The sequence below is a fragment of the Fructilactobacillus sp. X7R9C1 genome (assembly GCF_059901005.1).
This window is the reverse complement of sequence record NZ_JBWXVG010000004.1, coordinates 115,308-134,433: the sequence shown is the minus strand read 5'-3', so window position 1 is coordinate 134,433 and position 19,126 is coordinate 115,308. Positions and strand designations below refer to the sequence as shown.

The window sequence follows — 19,126 nt, the reverse complement described above, 5'->3', positions numbered from 1 at the left end:
ACTGCTTTATGCGCATGGACGGAATCGAACCGTCATCTCAAGAACCGGAATCTTACGTGCTATCCATTACACTACACGCGCAACACAATATTAAATATAGTAGATTAGAGGAAAAAACTCAAGATAATAATGGTTTTTAATTACAAATGGGGTTTGTTTTTGCTATACTATTTCTGGTAATGAATTTCGAATTCATTGTCACAATTTTATCGCTTGTAGCTTGTCATTTGGTGTTTTTAATCACTGACATGATTTGGCAAAAGTGTTAAGATGTGAATGTATTAAAATTTGATTATTCCAAAAGGAGGAAGCATATTATGACTACAAAAATTGGTCTTAATGGTTTCGGAAGAATTGGTCGTCTAGCATTCAGACGTATCCTTGAATTGAATTCAAGTGATATCGAAGTTGTAGCAATTAATGATTTAACTACCCCTTCAATGTTAGCTTACCTACTAAAATATGACTCAGTTCATGGTCGCTTTGACGGTGACGTTTCAGCTACTGAAGATGCAATTATCGTTAATGGTACTCGTATCCCAGTTTATGCAGAACGTGACGCAAAGAACATTCCTTGGGTTAAAAATGATGGTGTTGACTTCGTACTTGAATGTACCGGTTTCTACACATCAAAAGAAAAGGCACAAGCTCATCTTGACGCTGGTGCAAAGCGTGTCTTGATTTCAGCACCTGCTGGTCAAATGACTACTGTTGTTCCTGGTGTTAACATGGATGATTTGACTTCAGAAGACAAGATTGTTTCTGCTGGTTCATGTACCACTAGTTGTTTAGCACCTATGGCTTACTGGTTGAACAAAGACTTTGGCGTTAAGTTAGGTACTATGACTACTGTCCATGCTTACACTGCTTCACAAGCACTTCAAGATGGTCCACGTAGCGCTAAGTTACAAAACAACCGTGCCGCAGCTATTAACACTGTACCTCACTCAAGTGGTGCTGCTAAAGCTATCGGTTTGGTTATTCCAGAACTTGATGGTGTCCTTAAAGGTCACGCACAACGTGTTGCCGTAGCTGATGGTTCATTAACTGAGTTAGTAGCTGTCTTAGACAAGAACGTTACTGCTGAAGAAGTTAACGATGCTATGAAGAGTCATGCAAACGATGCCTTTGGTTACGCTGATGACTACATGGTTTCAACCGACGTTATCGATGACTCACACGGATCAGTATTTGATCCAGGTCAAACTGAAATCACCCAAAGTGGTGACACTCAATTAGTTAAAACTGTTGCTTGGTACGATAACGAATGGGGCTTCACTTGCAACATGGTTCGTACCTTGTTGAAATTTGCTACTCTATAATTTTAGATTGCAACTTTGAAAAGGCGGAGGAGGGAAATCTCTTCCGTCTTTTCCTTTATAAAATATAACTAACACTGGAGGCAATCACGATGGCAAAAGTAATCGTTGATGATTTAGATGTTCAAGGTAAAAAAGTTCTGATGCGTGTTGATTTTAACGTTCCAATTAAGGACGGTAAAATTGGTGATGACAACAGGATCGTTGCTGCTCTTCCAACAATCAAGTACGTAATTGATCATGGTGGTAAAGCAATCTTATTCTCTCATTTAGGCAGAATTAAAACAGAAGATGATAAACCCGGTTTATCACTTCGCCCAGTTGCAGAAAAATTAGCTGAATTGCTTGGCAAACCAGTTACATTTGTTCCTGTTACTGAAGGTCCGCAGCTTGAAGAGGCAATTGACAACATGTCTGACGGCCAAGTCCTTTTGGTACAAAATACTCGTTATGAAGATGTTGTTAATGGTAAAAATGTTAAACGTGAATCTGGTAATGACCCTAAGTTAGGGGAATACTGGGCTTCACTTGGTGATGAATTCATTAATGATGCGTTTGGGACTGCTCATAGAGAACACGCTTCAAACGTTGGGATCGCTAAAGCAATGGAAAAGGCTGGTAAGCCAGTTGCTGCCGGATACTTGATGGAAAAAGAAATTAAGTTTTTAGGTAACGCTGTTGATAATCCAAAGCATCCATTTATCGCAATTCTTGGTGGTGCTAAAGTTTCCGACAAAATTGGTGTGATCGATCACTTGTTGGACAAGGCTGATAAGATTATTATCGGTGGTGGAATGACCTATACATTCTATGCCGCTAAGGGAATCCCAGTTGGTAATTCACTTGTTGAAAAAGATAAGATTGATGTTGCTAAAGATATCCTCAAAAAAGGTGGCGACAAGATCGTCTTACCTGTTGACTCAGTGGTAGCCGACAAGTTTTCAAATGATGCAAAGGCTGAAGTCGTTGATGGTGGAATTCCAGACGGCATGATGGGTCTTGACATTGGTCCTAAGAGTATTAAATTATTCGAAGACGTTTTAAAGGACGCCAAGACCGTTGTTTGGAACGGACCAATGGGTGTCTTTGAATTTCCTAAGTTTGCTAAGGGAACCTTGGCAATTGGTAAATTCTTGGGTACATTAACTGATGCTACTACCATCGTTGGTGGTGGAGACTCAACTGCTGCTGTTAAGGAATTGGGTGTAGCTGATAAGCTTACCCATATCTCAACTGGTGGGGGAGCTTCGCTTGAATATCTTGAAGGTAAGACTCTTCCAGGGATTGCATCAATTTCTGATAAAAAGTAATTTAAAAGTCACCGATTTAATCGGTGACTTTTTTGTTTGTATCAATTTTCTAGCTTATTGCTTCTCTTTCGGCTAAAATGTAGGTAAAGATGAATTATGAGAGGAGAAGTATCATGCGTATTCCCTTTATTGGTGGGAACTGGAAAATGAACTTGTCTTTAGATGAAGCAGTTCAATTTGTGATTGATATCAAAGATAAAATACCAGATCCTAAAAACGTTGAAACAGCTCTTGCAGCTTCACCGTTATTTCTTGAATCAATGCTTAAAGCCAACGGATCGAGTCCATTGCACGTAACAGCTGAAAATTGCTTTTACAAAAATGAGGGTGCTTATACTGGAGAAGTTAGTCCTAAAGCTCTCAGTCAGATGGGAATCCCGTACGTGATCGTTGGTCATTCTGAAAGACGTCGTTACTTTAACGAGACTAATGACATCATTAATAAGAAGGTTCATGCGGTTTTAAATAACAATATGAAGCCGATATTATGTTGTGATGAAACGATGGGACGACTTGAGACTGGTGATCGAATCCACTGGGTAGTTAACCAGGTTACCGCTGGTTTAAAGGGTGTTTCCGAAAAAGATGCTTTAAAGGTCGTTATTGCCTATGAACCAAGTTGGGCAATCGGGACCGGTCATAGTGCTTCAACTACCGAAGCGGAAGAGGGATGTTACCTAATCAGACAAACTTTAGCTGACATTTATTCGGATGATATTGCTAACCAGATTCGAATCTTATATGGTGGAAGTGTGGACCCAAATAACATCATCTCGCTTATGAAACAAATTGATATTGACGGGATTTTAGCCGGTAAAAGTAGTCTTGAACCAAAGGAATTTTTGGAGCTTGCGAATTACCAAGATTTGCAAAATAATTAGTTATTATGATTGCAAGTTAAAGCCTAAACTAATAGAATTAAGTTGACCTTTAAATATAGGTAACAAATTCACTAAGGAGAGATAACATGTCAATTATTTCTGATATTTATGCTCGCGAAGTATTGGATTCACGTGGAAATCCAACTGTTGAAGCTGAAGTTTACACAGAAGACGGTGCAATGGGCCGTGGAATCGTCCCATCTGGTGCCTCAACTGGTGAACACGAAGCCGTAGAACTTCGTGACGGAGACAAAAATAGATATATGGGTAAGGGTGTTACTAAAGCTGTTAGCAACGTTAATAACATTATTGCCAAACAAATCGTTGGTTTCGATGTAACTGATCAATTAGGTATTGACCAAGCTATGATCAAACTTGATGGCACTCCAAACAAGGCTAAGTTAGGTGCTAACGCAATCTTAGCCGTTTCAATTGCTGCTGCTAGAGCTGCAGCTGATGAACTTGGCGTTCCATTATATAACTACTTAGGTGGTTTCGATGCACATGTTCTTCCAACTCCAATGATGAACGTTATCAATGGTGGTAAGCATGCTAACAACAAGGTTGATTTCCAAGAATTCATGATTATGCCAATTGGTGCAAAATCATTTAGAGAAGCTGTTCGAATGGGATCAGAAACATTCCATAACTTGAAAGCAATCTTAGCAGAACGTGGATACTCAACTGCTGTTGGTGATGAAGGTGGATTTGCACCTGATTTGAAGAATAACGAAGAGCCATTTGAAATCTTAGTTGAAGCAATCAAGCGTGCTGGATACAAGCCAGGTAAGGACATTTCAATTGCCTTTGACTGTGCCGCTTCAGAATTCTACAATGCCGACACTAAGAAGTACAACTTGGTTGGTGACGGTAAATCATACAATGCTGATGAATTCATCACTTTGCTTGACAGCATCGTTGAAAAATACCCAATCATTTCAATCGAAGACCCACTAGATGAAAACGAATGGGAAGATTGGCAAATGGCTACTAAGCGCTTAAGTAAGAAAGTTCAAATCGTTGGTGATGATTTGTTCGTTACTAACACTGAGTACTTATCAAAGGGTATCAAGATGAACGTTGCTAACTCAATCTTGATTAAGCTTAACCAAATCGGTACTTTAACTGAAACTGTTAATGCCGTTAACATGGCTAAGGAAGCTAGTTACACTGCAATTATTTCTCACCGTTCTGGTGAAACTGAAGATACCACTATTTCAGACTTAGTTGTTGCTTTAAACACTGGCCAAATCAAGACTGGTTCAATGAGTCGTGGTGAAAGAATTGCTAAGTACAATCAATTGATGAGAATTGAAGATCAATTAGGATCAGTTGCTGTGTACAAGGGAATTAACTCATTCTACAACTTGAGCCCAGAAGCTAAAGAAGCAATCATCAAAAAATAATTGATTTAAAAACACCTTCGTTATGAAGGTGTTTTTTTATACATAAATTTCGTGAGTTCGTAAACCTTCCTCGTATTTAATCACAGAAAGAGGAGGAGAAAAATGAATATTACAAAACAATTTTCATTATTTTTAGCATTAATTGCGATTACAGTTGGGTTATCACTTAGGATTTTTACGCCAAATGTGAGGGCAAGCGAGTACACCATTACCGCTCATAAACATTGGGTAAATAAAGATGGAAAAAAGGATTCATCGTATGCCTTTGACATTGCCAGAGTGAACGTCAAAAATCGAGCTGATATCAAGGCGCCACTAATTCCTGGATTTCATTTAGATAAAAGTATTCCGCCAATCTATGTGGGAAGTGACGTGGTCGTTTTTAACTACAATAAAGACGAAGATTTGCCGATTCCGGCACCCCATATTCCGATTAAACCAATTCCAAGTAACGATCATCCAGATTCTGATGGAGTAGTTCCATCTAATGATCATAAGCACGATCGTCCGGTTCAACCGGCTGATAATCGTAAACCAATCGTACCGGATGAACCGACTAAAAAGACCGCTCATTCTCAAGATCTGCCTCTGCCAGATAACCGACCTCATGAATCAGGTAGAATCGCCCCAGAGAAAAAAATAGTTGGGAATCACAATGAGCCAATGGTAAAACGTATCAGTCAGAGTAGTAAGGAGCAGAAAGATCAGCATGAACCCACGAAGAAGATACTTGAAAATGGGATGAATCCAGTGTTGTTACGTGGTAAAAAAAGATCTGGGCGTCGTCCTGTTCAAATGCCAAATGAAAACGGAATGAGCAAGTATAATCGACGTAATTTCACTCATCACGCTATGCACCTAGATGCGAACCACGATCCAATGGCAACGGTTCACGTGAGGAGAAGTAAACATGGGGTAAACAGAACCCATACGAATCGCCAACCTACTAAAAGGTTACCTCAAACCGGGGAACGCACCAGCGAACTTCTTTCACTGATTGGAATGGTAATTTTGCTGTTCAGTTCGATTTTGTTTATTAGGACCAATCGAACTGAGAAATAATGATGGACTGGAAATAACTCCTGGTTTATGCTAAACTAATTAAAGTATTGATAAGCCTGTTTAGCTGATGGGTAGGAGGCATTTTTTTGAATAATCTTTTGATGATATTATTATGGATCGTTAGTATTCTCATTATTGGTGCAGTTTTAATGCAACCTTCTAAAAATAATGATGCAATGTCATCACTCTCTGGTGGTGCAAACGATTCTTCCTCTGAGTCCAAGCCGAGGGGCTTTGAGGCATTTATGCAAAAAGTGACTGTGGTACTAGGAATCTTTTTCTTTGGTATCGCATTAATTCTAATGTGGATTTCATCACATTAATAAAAAACCTCCTGTTAAACAGGGGGTTTTTGCATTTAAAGCGGATTACTAGCGTTTATTAAAGAATGAGATTTATAATTGACGTATAAGTCAATTGGATTGTAGAGGAAAATATATTGCAAGATAATAAGTTAAAAAATGAAATTGAGCAGGAGTTACAATCACATCCTGATCAAAGTTATAGTGTCGAAAAATTAGCTGATGATTTGAATTATCATGGATCATCAGCTTTCAAATTAATCGTTTCAGAGCTCGCTTCACTGGAACGAGACCGTGCCGTTGTGGTTACTGAAAATGGTGATTTTAAGGTTAATCCCAGTGAGTTGAAGCTAGAGGGGATTTTCCACTCTAATCCAAAGGGATTTGGCTTTGTTAGATATGATGATGAATTACCTGATGCCTTTATCGCACCTGATGAAACGATGCATGCGATGAACCTGGACAAGGTTGAGATTCAGATTACTAAACCCGGTGAAAAAGATTCTGATCGGGGACCACAAGCTAAAGTGGTTAGTATTTTAGAACATCATTACACTCATGTGGTTGGTGAATTTCGTAAGACTGATGATGATCATGGTTATCTTGGTCAGGTTGTTTTAAAAGACAAAAAATTAGCAGGATTCAAGTTCTACGTGGTAGATGCTGGTCTTCATCCTACTCCAGGAGAAGTGGTTACTGCTGATATTACGGAATATCCAAGTAACGAGCATCCAGATTACATGGTTGGAATTGTGAAACAAGTAATTGGAAGTGTTGATGACCCTGGAATTGATATTTTACAGGTTGTCTATGCTCATGATGTTCCTTCCCAATTTCCAGAAGATGTTCTAGAAGAAGCAGATGCTATTCCGGACCATGTTTTGCCTGAGGAAACCAAAGGACGAGAAGATATTACCGATCAGACGTTAGTTACCATTGATGGAGAATCATCCAAAGATTTGGATGATGCCGTCACGGCATGGAAGTTACCAAATGGCAATTATCATTTAGGGGTCCACATCGCTGACGTTAGTCACTACGTTAAACAAGGAACACTACTTGATCGTGAGGCGTATAAACGTGGAACCTCAGTTTATTTAACCGACCGAGTTATTCCAATGCTGCCTCGCCGTCTATCAAACGGGATTTGTTCGTTAAACGAGGGACAATTACGGTTATGTTTAAGCTGTGATATGGAAATTAATCCCCAAGGGAAAGTTGTCAAAAAGCGGATTCATCCGAGTGTTATGAAGTCGAAAGCTCGAATGACATATACAGCTGTCAATAATATTCTTGAATCACATGATAAGAAAACGAGAGAAGAATACCATGATTTAGTACCAATGTTTGAAACCATGGCTGAGTTACACCGAATTTTATACAAGCAAAGAAAGCGTCGTGGGGCGATCGACTTTGATGATGACGAAGCAGAAATCATCATGAACAAAGAAGGTAAACCCGTTGATATTAAACTTAGAACGAGAGGTTTAGCCGAACGAATGATTGAATCATTCATGTTGGCTGCAAACGAAACTGTTGCTGAAACTTACTATCGACTTAAAGTTCCGTTCATTTATCGTGTCCATGAGACGCCAGATCCAACGCGAGTTAAGGACTTCTTTGAATTCCTAACTGCCTTTGGAATTGAAGTAAAAGCTGACCCCGATCATTTAACTCCCAAGACTTTACAGAACATTTTAAGTAAAGTACACGGACTTCCTGAAGAAACAATGGTATCAGTAATGATGCTTAGAAGTTTACAACAGGCCAAATATAGTGATAAGTGTGTGGGACACTTTGGATTAGGTGCCAAATACTACACCCATTTCACTTCACCAATTCGACGTTATCCTGATTTGTTTGTCCATCGTTTAGTTCATTATTATGAAGATAATGGGATTAATGATGTTACCAAGCAAACCTATGCTGACCAGGTTGGAGAAGTTGCGGTTCACTGTTCAGAAACTGAGCGTCGCGGTGTTGACACCGAAAGAGACGTTGATTCGATGATGAAGGCTGAGTACATGACTCAACATATTGGTGAGGAATACGATGCAGTTGTATCTTCAGTGATGAAGTTCGGAATGTTCGTTGAACTTCCAAACACCGTTGAAGGTCTTATTCATATCAGCAAGATGAATGATGATTACTATGAGTACGTTGAAAAGTACTTGGCGCTTGTTGGTAGAAATACCAGAAGAACTTATAAGATTGGACAAACGTTACGGGTTAAATGTGTTGCGGCCGACGTTGATCAGATGACCGTTGACTTTGAGATCGTTAAACCAGAAGATGCTCCATTGAGTGAACTTCTCCCAAAACAGGGACATAAAAATGATAAGCACCATCACAGTGGCAAACATTCTGATGGGAAAAATCGTCGTCAGAGTTATAAGAATCAAGATCGTAGAAAGAACGGTAAAAAAGGTCATTCGTTTAAAATCAGAACCAAACCATCTAATAGTCGCAAAAAATAGGGGATGGGAACATGGCTAGAAAAAAGCATCAACCAACTGAAAAGAACGTAATGGCAACTAACCGAAAGGCCCGACATGATTACTTTATTTCTGATACTTATGAAGCTGGCATCTCACTAACGGGAACTGAGATTAAATCAGTTAGAGAACGCCGTATGAATCTAAAGGACGGATTCGTGCAGGTGAGAAACGGACAAGCTTATTTGATGAATGTCCACATCAGTGAGTATGCGCAAGGAAACCAGTTTAATCATGATCCATTGCGTAATCGAAAGTTGTTGTTGCATAAAAAAGAGATCAAAAAACTTGGTGAAGCGACTTTGACTAAGGGAATTACCATTGTTCCCTTAAAAGTTTATTTAAGACATGGCTACGCTAAGGTGCTGATTGGGGTTGCTAAGGGGAAGCGTGAATATGATAAACGTGAAACCATAAAGCAACGTGATACCCAACGGCAAATTGATCGCGTTATGAAACATTATTAATTAAAAGAGAGTGCAATAGCACTCTCTTTTTGCTTGCCTAAAAATTCACATTTTATGGTAGAATAAATTGGAGGTGTTAATAGTGAAACCGTTTATTCATAACGACTGGTGGCCGATTTTGGAACCAGAATTTGAGAAACCATATTATCAAAAGTTAAGGCGTTTTTTGGTTGAAGAGTATAATAACAAGACGATTTATCCAGAAATGCACCATATTTTTCAGGCATTTGAGTGGACTCCCTTTAGTAAGGTGAAAGTCGTTATTCTGGGACAAGATCCATATCATGGTCCTAATCAAGCTAATGGTCTTAGCTTTTCGGTAATGCCAGGCGTAGCTGTTCCACCATCTTTAAAGAATATTTATAAGGAATTACAAAGTGATTTGGGCATTAAACCAGTTAATCACGGTTATCTAAAAAGTTGGGCTGAACAAGGGGTATTGTTATTAAACTCCGTTTTGACCGTTCAAGATGGAGTGGCTTTTTCTCATCGTGGCAAAGGATGGGAAAGACTCACTGATTATGCTATTGAACAATTGTCAAAGCGTCCTGAACCGGTTGTCTTCATCCTATGGGGAAGGGCCGCTAGGGATAAGATTAAGTTGATTAATACTGACGCTAATATTGTGATTCAGTCGGCTCATCCAAGTCCCCTTTCTGCGAATCGAGGCTTTTTTGGCTCAAAACCGTTTTCAAAGACGAATGAAGCACTAAAAGCCATGGGTGAGACGCCGATTAACTGGAAATTACCGGAACACGTCACTGCCACTAATAAGGAGAGTTAATTATGGACCTTTTTGATAGTTTGAAAGCAAAGATTAACGATAAAAACATTAAGTTAGTATTCCCTGAAGGGGAAGATCCAAGAATTATTGAAGCAACTAGTCGGCTTAAAAAAGATAATTTGGTTGAACCAACGTTATTGGGTGATCCCCAAAAAATCAAACAAGTTGCTAAAGAAAACGGAAATGATTTAGACGGAATTACCATCATTGATATCCAAAACGTTGATTCTGACACGTTCAACGAGATGGTTAGATCACTTGTTGCACGGCGTAATGGCAAAACGGATGAAAAAACAGCTCAGCAATGGTTGAAAGATCCGAATTATTTTGGCACGATGATGGTATACATGGGAACCGTTGACGGAATGGTGTCCGGTGCAGCTCACCCAACTGGTGATACGGTTCGTCCAGCACTTCAGATTATTAAAACTAAACCAGGTGTGAAGTTGATTAGTGGTGCTTTTGTCATGCAAAAGGGTGACACACGTTACTTGTTTGCAGATTGTGCCATTAACATTGAACTTGATGATCAACAACTTGGTGAAGTTGCCGTTGAAAGTGCACATACCGCCCGGTTGTTTGATATCGATCCCAGAGTTGCCTTACTTAGTTTTTCAACCAAGGGTTCAGCTAAGGGACCAGAAGTCGATAAAGTTCAAAGTGCAACCAAGATTGCCCAAAAGTTAGATCCAGATACTCCAATTGATGGGGAACTCCAATTTGATGCTGCGGTTGTTCCCGCGGTTGCAAAGAGTAAGGCACCGGGTTCAAACGTTGCTGGTCAGGCAACCGTTTTTGTCTTTCCAGAGCTTCAGTCAGGAAACATTGGTTACAAGATTGCCCAGCGTTTAGGTGGATTTGAAGCCATTGGGCCAATTCTTCAGGGATTGAATCAACCAGTTTCTGATTTATCGAGGGGATGCAATGCTGAAGATGTTTACAAGGTAGCCATTATCACGGCTACTCAAGCACTTTAATTTGAGGCGATTGAATTGATTAAGTTTAAGGTTGATAGTCCCGATCAAACCGAAAAATTAGGCGAAGAACTCGCCCCGAATTTAAAAGCTGGAGACGTTATTTTACTCGATGGCGACCTTGGTGCGGGAAAAACCACCTTCACAAAGGGACTTGGGAAAGGTCTCGGAATTAAGCGAAACATCAAAAGTCCGACTTTTACCATTATTCGGGAATACAAAAATGGACGGTTGCCCCTTTATCACATGGACGTTTATCGTCTTGAAGAGGGAGGAGCCGACGAATTAGGTCTGAATGAATATTTTAACGGTGATGGAGTCAGTGTCGTTGAATGGTCCAAATTTGCGGAGGACGAACTTCCCGACCAGTATTTGAGAATCAGATTTACTAGAAATGATGATCTGGGGGATAACGATCGGACAATTGAAATGACTGCTAAGGGACAGCATTTTGATTCGATTTTAAAGTCAGGAGACTTAACGTTTGGCAAGTGATAATGAAGAAATTACGATTCGTGCTGCTAAATCGGACGATGCGGAAGCGTTAATCGAATTAATGAAACAATTAAGTCAAGAATCCAGTAACTTTACAACCGATGTTCAGATCGATCAATTGACCGCTAAGACTGAGGCGAAGGCCATTGACGCCGTGAATGCCACTGGGACTAACATCATTTTAGTGGCAGTTGCTGGGACGAAATTAATTGGAGTCTTGAGCGTTAGTCAGGTTGACGAGACTGCTGGGGAACTTGGTGTCGCCGTTTTAGCTGATTATCAGGACATTGGACTTGGGACCAATCTGATTCAGGAAGCCATTGACTGGGTAGGCACTTTTAGTCACCTTAATGAATTGCGATTGACGGTCTTAAAGTCCAATTTAGGAGCGTTTCGATTGTACAAAAAATTAGGATTTATCACTACAGATCAAGACGATCATGTAATTGAAATGAAAATGAACGTAAAAAAAGACTGAGAATTTTTTTCTCAGTCTTTTTATATTAACTTAACGAATGGTTTAACGGCGTTTTTGCCAAACTGCTGGTATTCATAAATTAAGATGTTAGCACACGCTAAGCTGTCATCTAACGCATTATGATGGTGTTTTAATTCGATCCCTAAGTTCTCACTAACCGTGTTCAACTTATGGTTAACAAATCCAGGGTAAAACTTTTTGGAAGTTTTAACGGTATCAAGAGTCTGATAGTGTGGTTTTGATAAACCATATCTTTCAAGACTCTTTTTTAATACACTATTATCAAAATTATTGTTGTGGGCAATCACCAGCTTATTTCTATCAAAGAGGGGGCTAATTTGATCCCACACCTCTGGAAATGTTGGTGAGTCAATTACATCTTTTTCATGAATACCATGAACATTGATATTGCGCCAGTTAAACTCACATTCGGGGTTAATTAATGAGTAAAACTCATCAACGACTTCGTTATTTCTTACTACCGTTAATGCGACCGAACAAGCACTGGCTCGTTGACCCGCAGCAGTTTCAAAGTCAATTGCCGCAAAATTCATTTAACAATTCTCCTCTAATCAATCTTAAGTCCATCAGTAATTAATTGGATCGGAGCATGATCTGAACCGGTTACCTCACCAAGAATGTTTGACTCGGCAACGTCATCTTGAATTGAGTTAGAAACCAAGAAATAATCCATTCTCCAACCACGATTTTGGGCTCGCTCGTCGTAACGGTAACTCCACCAAGTATAGGCACCACTTTGGTAAGGGTGAAGTGCTCTAAAGGTATCTACAAATCCAGAAGCTAATAATCGACCAAAATCGTCACGTTCCTGTTGGGTGTATCCAGCCTTGTGGTGATCTTCTTCTGGGTCATCAATGTCAATAGGTTGATATGCAACGCTCATATCGCCGCCAATCACGACCGGCTTTCTTTCAGCAAGTTTACTTACAAAGGTAATAAATTTTTGGTCCCAATCAAGACGGTAGTCGAGTCTTTGCAGCTCTTCGCCTGAATTGGGTACGTAGGTATTAATTAAATAAAAGTCAGGATATTCGAGTGTCAAACAACGGCCCTCGGTGTCAGTATCGCTTCCATCAACACCATAAAACACGTTATCAGCTTTATGCTTTGTGAAAGTAGTTACGCCTGAGTAGCCGGGGCGTTCTGCTGAGTCCCAGTACTGGTAATAGTCACCTGGTACTTCTAAAGCAATATCATTTTCGTGAACTCGAGTTTCTTGAACATTAAAAAAGTCAGCATCAGTTTCATTAAAAAATTCGTAAAAATTCTTTTTAACTGCTGAACGTAAACCATTTACGTTCCATGAGATAAAATTCATTGTATCCCCTCCTTTAATGCCAGTATAGCACGATCAGAAGTGTTTAAATAATGATAACGTGCTAGAATGTAATATGGACAATTAGAAAGGAAAATGACGAATGACTGAAGATTTAACAAAAAAATTCAAGGATATTAAAATTTTAAAAGATGAACCACTTTCCAAGTATTCTTGGACTAAAACTGGTGGGAAAGCTGATTTTCTTGCATTTCCTTCATCATTTAAAGAAACCGAAGAATTATTAAATTATACAAATGAAATTAAAATGCCGCTTACTGTGCTGGGAAATGCCAGTAATCTAATCGTACGAGATGGTGGAATTCGTGGGTTAACCATGATTTTGACCCAAATGAATAACATTAGAACTGAAGACCATCGGGTAATTGCCGAGGCTGGGGCTGCTTACATTGATGCAACTAAGGCTGCTCAAAAAGCCGGTTTGACTGGATTAGAATTTGCTGCTGGGATTCCTGGCAGTGTCGGTGGCGGAGTGTTTATGAATGCCGGTGCTTATGGGGGAGAGACCCAATATGCACTTGAATCAGCCACGGTTTTGACGCGTAAGGGTGAGATTATTGTTTTAAACAACGACCAGTTAGACTTTGGTTATCGTCATAGTAGTATTCAAGACTATGGGGACGTTGTTTTGGAAGCGACCTTTAAACTTGAACCCGGGAATAAACGTGAGATTCAAAACGAGATGGATCATTTGAACTACCTGAGAAGATCAAAGCAACCCTTAGAATGGCCTTCATGTGGGAGTGTTTTCAAGCGTCCTAAAGGATACTTTGCTGGAAAGCTGATCCACGATGCTGGACTACAGGGATATCGCTCTGGCGGAGCTGAAGTGTCAAAAAAACACGCCGGATTTATCATTAACGTTGGTGGTGCCACCGCTACTGATTATTTGAATGTGATTAAGCACGTTCAGGAAACTGTGTATAAAGATAATGGGGTTCACCTTGAGACTGAGGTTCGAATTATTGGTGAGCCAAAATAGGAGGAAACATAGCTTATGGTAATAGTTGAGGCAGTCATCACATTAATAGTTTTAGTCCTGCTTTCTAGCATTATCTCTCACTATGTCACTAAGATTCCAGTTAGTTTGATTCAAATTTTACTTGGTTTAGGATTAGCATTATTCTTTAAATTCAAAATTGATTTAAACACGGACTGGTTTTTATTGCTGTTCATCGCACCATTGCTATTTAATGATGGTCGTGACTTTCCAAAACGAGAACTTTGGGAATTACGTGGCCCCATTTTTGAAAATGCCATCTGGTTGGTGTTCATTACAACCATTATTGGCGGTTATTTCGTTAATTTGTTAGTACCATCAATGCCACTGGCAGCCTGTTTTGCTCTAATTGCGATTTTATCTCCAACCGATCCAATTGCCGTTCAGTCCATCTCAAAGCGTGTTCATCTTCCAAGTAATATTTTGCATCTAGTATCAGGTGAGAGCTTGATTAACGATGCTAGTGGACTAATTGCGTTTAAATATGCGATTGCTGCAGTTGTCACCGGTTACTTTTCTTTGGAGCACGCTGCGGTTGATTTTGTTTATACCGCACTAGTGGGTTTGATCGTTGGAATTGTTGGAATGTCTTTAATTATTGTTCTTCGTAATTTATTATTAAAGGTACACTTCAATGACGTGATTTTTAACGTCGTCCTGCACATCTTGACACCGTTTATTATTTATGTAATTGCTGAAGATCTTCTTCATGCTTCGGGAGTTATTGCGGTGGTTGCCGCTGGGATTATTGATCACTTACAGACTAACGTTACCAATACCAAGTCACCGGAAGTCAACTTGTTGACCAATCGTACTTGGGATGTCATTGTTTACTGTTTAAACGGGATTGTGTTTTTAATCTTAGGTATTGAATTACCGGTTGCTACTAGGGTGGTCATCAATGGATCGGAATATCGAACTTTAGCATCCTTTGGGATTGCTTTTGCCGTTTGGGTGGCTCTTTTGGTAATTCGAGTGGTCTGGATTTTAGGATACGAATTCTTTTCGTACTACATTACTAAACGGTCCAATAAGAAGCCCAGTTTGTCGGTTGCGCTATTGGCTGGAATTTCCGGGGTTCGTGGTGCCATTACCATGGCAGGAATTCTTTCGGTTCCCGCATTCTTATCGAATGGAAAGGAGTTTCCCGACCGTTCTTTGATGCTTTTTATTGCCGCAATGGTTATCGTGATCAGTTTAGTTGCGGCTACCATTATCTTGCCAATCATTTCCCCAGATGCTAGTTCACTTCAGACCCGAGCCTCATTGATTGATAAGGATGAAGATGATGATGAGACGGAAGATGAAGAAGATGAGCAGGAGGGCTATATTTCGGAAGATGCTGCTCGGATTTACATCGTAAAGAGTGCCATTGTCAGTCTTGAAAATAATAAGACCAATGATAATGAACGAGCGGTATATGATATTGTTTTGGATTATCAGGTTGAGTTACGAAAACTTTTAAGAAAGACGAGAGACGATAGTGCAGAAAGTACGTCTCTCAATGAAGAACTTAGTTTGAGACGAGTTGCTTTAAAGGGGAAACGTGACGCGGTTAAAGATTTGTATCGTGAACAACAAATCTCAAAAGATACTTACTGGATTGCAAATCGAAGGATTAATCGTGAGGAACGTCGAATGTTTGCAAATGGTTACGACGGCTATCGAAAAAACCACTGGTACTATCCGGGATGGTTTTCATCGATTCTTCATTCCATTAAAACCTGGCAGGTAAGTGAATCAGAAAGTAAAAAGACCAAGAGTGAATTACGCCTTGTTACGATTGTTGGTGATCAGGCCGCCATTGATGCTATTTCAGACTTTTTAAGTCGAAGCGATATTAATGGTCAGGACTTTGACTCACAAATTGTTCACTTTATTGTCACTTTCTATCAGAGTCAGATTGAACGGGCCAATTCATACGATGATCCCGACGAAGATGATGAAGTCTTTGAGTATCAGTTATTAAGATTGCGGTCGGTTGCACTGGAAGCAGAACGTCGCGCTGTGGAACAATTGATTAATAATAAAAAAGTTAGTCACGCGATGGGGCTTCACTTGCGTCAGGACATTAATTATAAGGAAACGCTAATGTTGAATGATAACTAAAAAATCCTCCACTTATTGATAAGTGGGGGATTTTATATTATTCCTTATTATTACTGATAATGGAATAAATCCAGTAGATCATTAACTGTAGAACGGTCATCAAAAATACGAATACGACCATGTGCATATTCCACATGTTTAAAAATGGTCGAATGTACATCCTAGGTGAAAGGATGAGGTAAATTGTGTGGACTCGCATAAACCGTCCAATGAATAGTCCGATGGAACTTGCAACCGTTAGAATCACAATTGTAACGAAGTTAGAAAAATTACCGGATAAATGAATTTTAACGTCAATGGCCTTAGCAACGTGGACTAAACTCCAGAAACCGATAAAGGCACAGCTTAATGCACTGATCATCAGGCATGTGTATAAAAACCAGACGTGCGGATCAAGTCGAAGTAACCCATTGGCTTCATCAGGATGTAGCCAAGCGAGATGAAGTAGGTCGGTCAGAATGTAGGGTGAATTGGGATAGAACAATAACCACAGAAGTGATAGGATCCAGAACACGAAACTATTTTGGTGTGGTTTGTTACCGATGTGGAAACTAAGTTCAATTGGGATGTATCCTAAAAGGGTGTTGAGCGCTAAAAAACCGAAGCGTGTATCACGTAGAAACATGAATAAAAGCACGATCCACCCAATGAAAAATATTCTAACTTGCCATCTTTTATTTTGTGACATTATAATTTGACCCCTTTTCTTCTATATATAAATTAAACCCCAAATTAGCAAAAAAAACTAGAAATTTAACCATAGAATTTAATTTTTTTAACATTTGGAATTAGTTAACTGCCTTTATTTCAGCAATAATTCAGTGATATAATAATATACAAATTGGAGGTCGTTCTATGGGGATTGATTGGAGTAGCTTATTTACATTACATAACCTAAGCAACTTAATTGATATATTGGTTGTCTGGCTCGTGATATACGAGTTAATCATGCTTCTTCGTGGCACTCGGGCAGTGCAACTTTTTCGCGGCATTATTGTAATTATTATCGCTAAAATTGCCAGTTGGTATTTAGGACTGACGATGGTATCTTGGATTCTTGATCAAATTATCAATTGGGGAGTTATTGGATGCATTATCATCTTCCAACCTGAAATTAGACGCGGACTTGAAAAATTAGGACGCGGATCACTATTTAGAGCAACCCAGAATCAGGATGAAAAAGCCAAAAAAATGATTAATGCTTTAGATGGAGCAATTCAATACATGTCCAAGCGTCGAATTGGAGCGTTAATCACCATTCAAATGCATACCGGGCTAGAAGAATACATTGAGACCGGGATTAAGCTTGATGCTGACATTTCAAGTCAGTTATTAATTAACATTTTTATTCCCAATACGCCTCTTCATGACGGAGCGGTCATCATTAAGGATGATAAGATTGCTGCAGCGGCTGCCTACTTACCGTTATCGCAGAGTAATTTGATCCCTAAGGAATTGGGGACTCGTCATCGTGCGGCGGTTGGAATCTCGGAAGTTTCCGATGCTTTAACGATTGTTATCTCAGAAGAAACGGGAGAAGTTTCAATCACTAGAAACAATGAGCTTCTTCGTGGGATGACTCAGGAGGATTACCTGAAATACCTGAGAAGTCAGTTGATTCCTCGTGATCGACAAGAGCAACATCCAACGATTGTGACTCGTGCGATTAGTTTCTTTCAGAAGCATTTCGGAGGTGACAAGTAGCCATGAAAAAATCTTTTCGGAGTAAATTATTCTATGCTATCTTGGCACTAGTCTTTACAATTGCATTGTTTTTCTATGTTCATGATGGCAAAAATGATATGGGTCTCACTAACAGTACCAGTAATTCGACTAAAAGCACCCAGATGGCAGCTAATAAAACCAAGACACTGTCAGTTCCATTACAGCTCAACGTAAACTCAGACAAGTATTTTGTAATTGGTTATCCAGAAAAAGTTAACGTCCAGTTGTCAGGACCGTCGGCGTTAGTCACTACAACCGCTAATACCCAGAACTTTAAGGTGTACGCTAACCTTAGTAATTTGGGGCCCGGAGAACACATCGTTAAATTACAACAGCAGGGTCTAAATTCTGACATTAAGAGTAAGATTAAACCTGCTCGCATTAAAGTTAACATTCAACCACGCCGGACCGTTAAGTTCCCCGTAAAAGCTGTCTACGACAAGAAAAACATTGCTTCTGGTTATAAGGCCGGAAAGCCGTCGTTAGACGTCAGTTCTGCAAAAGTGACTGGACCGAGTGATCAAATTAATCGAATTGATTCAGTAGTTGCTAAAACTAACTTGAAGCCTAACACCAAGCGTGATATAAAACAGGATGCGGTGATTGAGGCTTTAGACAAAAAAGGAAAGACCATCAACGTTATTATTACCCCATCAACAAGTTCGGTTGATTTACCGGTTTCAGCAGGTGATAATAAGAGGGTACCAGTCAAGGTTAATTTAGTTAATAAGCAGGCTAGTAAGACCTATGACGTTAAGTGTGATCCATCTGATGTGTTATTGTTAGGTGATAAAGACACGATTGATGGGATTAATTCGGTTAATGCCGACGTTGATGTCGAAAACATGTCTGGTGATAATACTAAGACGGTTTCACTTGATGCGGGTAACTCCAAAGTAAGTGGCTTGGATCCGGAAACGGTTAAAGTACAGATTAACGCAAAGAATAAGTAATAAAGTGAG

19 protein-coding genes and 1 tRNA gene are annotated in these 19,126 nt (G+C 39.6%); 16 read left to right on the top strand and 4 right to left on the bottom strand.

The window, feature by feature from the left end:
• Positions 1 to 9: 9 nt before the first annotated feature.
• Positions 10 to 81 (bottom strand) — tRNA-Arg (locus tag AC6UD0_RS04390).
• A 236-nt stretch (positions 82 to 317) separates the two neighbouring features.
• Between AC6UD0_RS04390 and gap the strand changes: the two genes are divergently transcribed.
• From gap to AC6UD0_RS04330, 12 genes are all read left to right on the top strand, one after another.
• Positions 318 to 1,322 carry a type I glyceraldehyde-3-phosphate dehydrogenase gene (gene gap / locus AC6UD0_RS04385; protein ID WP_500696018.1) on the top strand — a complete coding sequence of 335 codons (1,005 nt, stop codon included), beginning with the start codon at positions 318 to 320 and terminating at the stop codon, positions 1,320 to 1,322.
• Positions 1,323 to 1,411: 89 nt separating this feature from the next.
• A complete protein-coding gene (locus tag AC6UD0_RS04380; protein ID WP_500694296.1) occupies positions 1,412 to 2,629 on the top strand; it encodes a phosphoglycerate kinase in 1,218 nt (405 codons plus the stop codon).
• 113 nt (positions 2,630 to 2,742) lie between these two features.
• Complete coding sequence (gene tpiA, locus AC6UD0_RS04375; RefSeq protein WP_500694419.1) at positions 2,743 to 3,510, top strand: triose-phosphate isomerase; 768 nt, start codon at positions 2,743 to 2,745, stop codon at positions 3,508 to 3,510.
• A gap of 86 nt (positions 3,511 to 3,596) precedes the next feature.
• On the top strand, positions 3,597 to 4,916 hold the full coding sequence (gene eno / locus AC6UD0_RS04370) for a phosphopyruvate hydratase (RefSeq protein WP_500708236.1): 1,320 nt from the start codon (positions 3,597 to 3,599) through the stop codon (positions 4,914 to 4,916).
• A gap of 102 nt (positions 4,917 to 5,018) precedes the next feature.
• Entirely contained in the window at positions 5,019 to 5,978 is a 960-nt protein-coding gene (locus tag AC6UD0_RS04365; protein ID WP_500708234.1) for an LPXTG cell wall anchor domain-containing protein, read from the top strand.
• A gap of 86 nt (positions 5,979 to 6,064) precedes the next feature.
• The gene (gene secG, locus AC6UD0_RS04360) at positions 6,065 to 6,301 is read left to right on the top strand and encodes a preprotein translocase subunit SecG (RefSeq protein WP_500694299.1); all 237 of its coding nucleotides are present in this window, start codon (positions 6,065 to 6,067) and stop codon (positions 6,299 to 6,301) included.
• A 116-nt stretch (positions 6,302 to 6,417) separates the two neighbouring features.
• The gene (gene rnr, locus AC6UD0_RS04355) at positions 6,418 to 8,757 is read left to right on the top strand and encodes a ribonuclease R (protein ID WP_500708233.1); all 2,340 of its coding nucleotides are present in this window, start codon (positions 6,418 to 6,420) and stop codon (positions 8,755 to 8,757) included.
• 11 nt (positions 8,758 to 8,768) lie between these two features.
• Complete coding sequence (smpB, locus tag AC6UD0_RS04350) at positions 8,769 to 9,242, top strand: SsrA-binding protein SmpB (protein WP_500696020.1); 474 nt, start codon at positions 8,769 to 8,771, stop codon at positions 9,240 to 9,242.
• 82 nt (positions 9,243 to 9,324) lie between these two features.
• The gene (locus AC6UD0_RS04345; RefSeq protein ID WP_500694302.1) at positions 9,325 to 10,026 is read left to right on the top strand and encodes a uracil-DNA glycosylase; all 702 of its coding nucleotides are present in this window, start codon (positions 9,325 to 9,327) and stop codon (positions 10,024 to 10,026) included.
• A 2-nt stretch (positions 10,027 to 10,028) separates the two neighbouring features.
• Positions 10,029 to 11,003 (top strand): phosphate acetyltransferase, encoded by a 975-nt coding sequence (gene pta / locus AC6UD0_RS04340; RefSeq protein WP_500708231.1) that lies wholly within the window; start codon positions 10,029 to 10,031, stop codon positions 11,001 to 11,003.
• Positions 11,004 to 11,018: 15 nt separating this feature from the next.
• Entirely contained in the window at positions 11,019 to 11,495 is a 477-nt protein-coding gene (tsaE, locus tag AC6UD0_RS04335) for a tRNA (adenosine(37)-N6)-threonylcarbamoyltransferase complex ATPase subunit type 1 TsaE (protein WP_500708230.1), read from the top strand.
• Positions 11,485 to 11,973 carry a GNAT family N-acetyltransferase gene (locus AC6UD0_RS04330; protein ID WP_500708229.1) on the top strand — a complete coding sequence of 163 codons (489 nt, stop codon included), beginning with the start codon at positions 11,485 to 11,487 and terminating at the stop codon, positions 11,971 to 11,973. Before tsaE ends, AC6UD0_RS04330 begins: the two co-directional genes overlap by 11 nt.
• Before the next feature lie 20 nt (positions 11,974 to 11,993).
• On the opposite strand, the gene AC6UD0_RS04325 is transcribed toward AC6UD0_RS04330, so the two are convergent.
• Together AC6UD0_RS04325 and AC6UD0_RS04320 are read right to left on the bottom strand one after the other, a co-directional pair.
• Positions 11,994 to 12,527 (bottom strand): 3'-5' exonuclease, encoded by a 534-nt coding sequence (locus tag AC6UD0_RS04325; protein ID WP_500694306.1) that lies wholly within the window; start codon positions 12,525 to 12,527, stop codon positions 11,994 to 11,996.
• A 14-nt stretch (positions 12,528 to 12,541) separates the two neighbouring features.
• Positions 12,542 to 13,312: an exodeoxyribonuclease III gene (locus AC6UD0_RS04320; RefSeq protein ID WP_500694307.1), complete on the bottom strand. Its 771-nt coding sequence runs from the start codon at positions 13,310 to 13,312 to the stop codon at positions 12,542 to 12,544.
• A 100-nt stretch (positions 13,313 to 13,412) separates the two neighbouring features.
• Between AC6UD0_RS04320 and murB the strand changes: the two genes are divergently transcribed.
• Entirely contained in the window at positions 13,413 to 14,312 is a 900-nt protein-coding gene (gene murB / locus AC6UD0_RS04315) for a UDP-N-acetylmuramate dehydrogenase (protein WP_500696024.1), read from the top strand.
• Between the two features lie 15 nt (positions 14,313 to 14,327).
• The gene (locus AC6UD0_RS04310; protein ID WP_500708228.1) at positions 14,328 to 16,439 is read left to right on the top strand and encodes a cation:proton antiporter; all 2,112 of its coding nucleotides are present in this window, start codon (positions 14,328 to 14,330) and stop codon (positions 16,437 to 16,439) included.
• Positions 16,440 to 16,476: 37 nt separating this feature from the next.
• Here the strand turns inward: AC6UD0_RS04310 and AC6UD0_RS04305 are convergent, their stop codons facing one another.
• The gene (locus AC6UD0_RS04305) at positions 16,477 to 17,127 is read right to left on the bottom strand and encodes a DUF1361 domain-containing protein (RefSeq protein WP_500694310.1); all 651 of its coding nucleotides are present in this window, start codon (positions 17,125 to 17,127) and stop codon (positions 16,477 to 16,479) included.
• A gap of 167 nt (positions 17,128 to 17,294) precedes the next feature.
• Here AC6UD0_RS04305 and cdaA point away from each other — a divergent pair, with 167 nt between their 5' ends.
• Both cdaA and AC6UD0_RS04295 read left to right on the top strand, forming a co-directional pair.
• Complete coding sequence (gene cdaA, locus AC6UD0_RS04300; protein ID WP_500694311.1) at positions 17,295 to 18,143, top strand: diadenylate cyclase CdaA; 849 nt, start codon at positions 17,295 to 17,297, stop codon at positions 18,141 to 18,143.
• Positions 18,144 to 18,145: 2 nt separating this feature from the next.
• Positions 18,146 to 19,117 (top strand): CdaR family protein, encoded by a 972-nt coding sequence (locus AC6UD0_RS04295; protein ID WP_500694312.1) that lies wholly within the window; start codon positions 18,146 to 18,148, stop codon positions 19,115 to 19,117.
• Positions 19,118 to 19,126 lie beyond the last annotated feature (9 nt).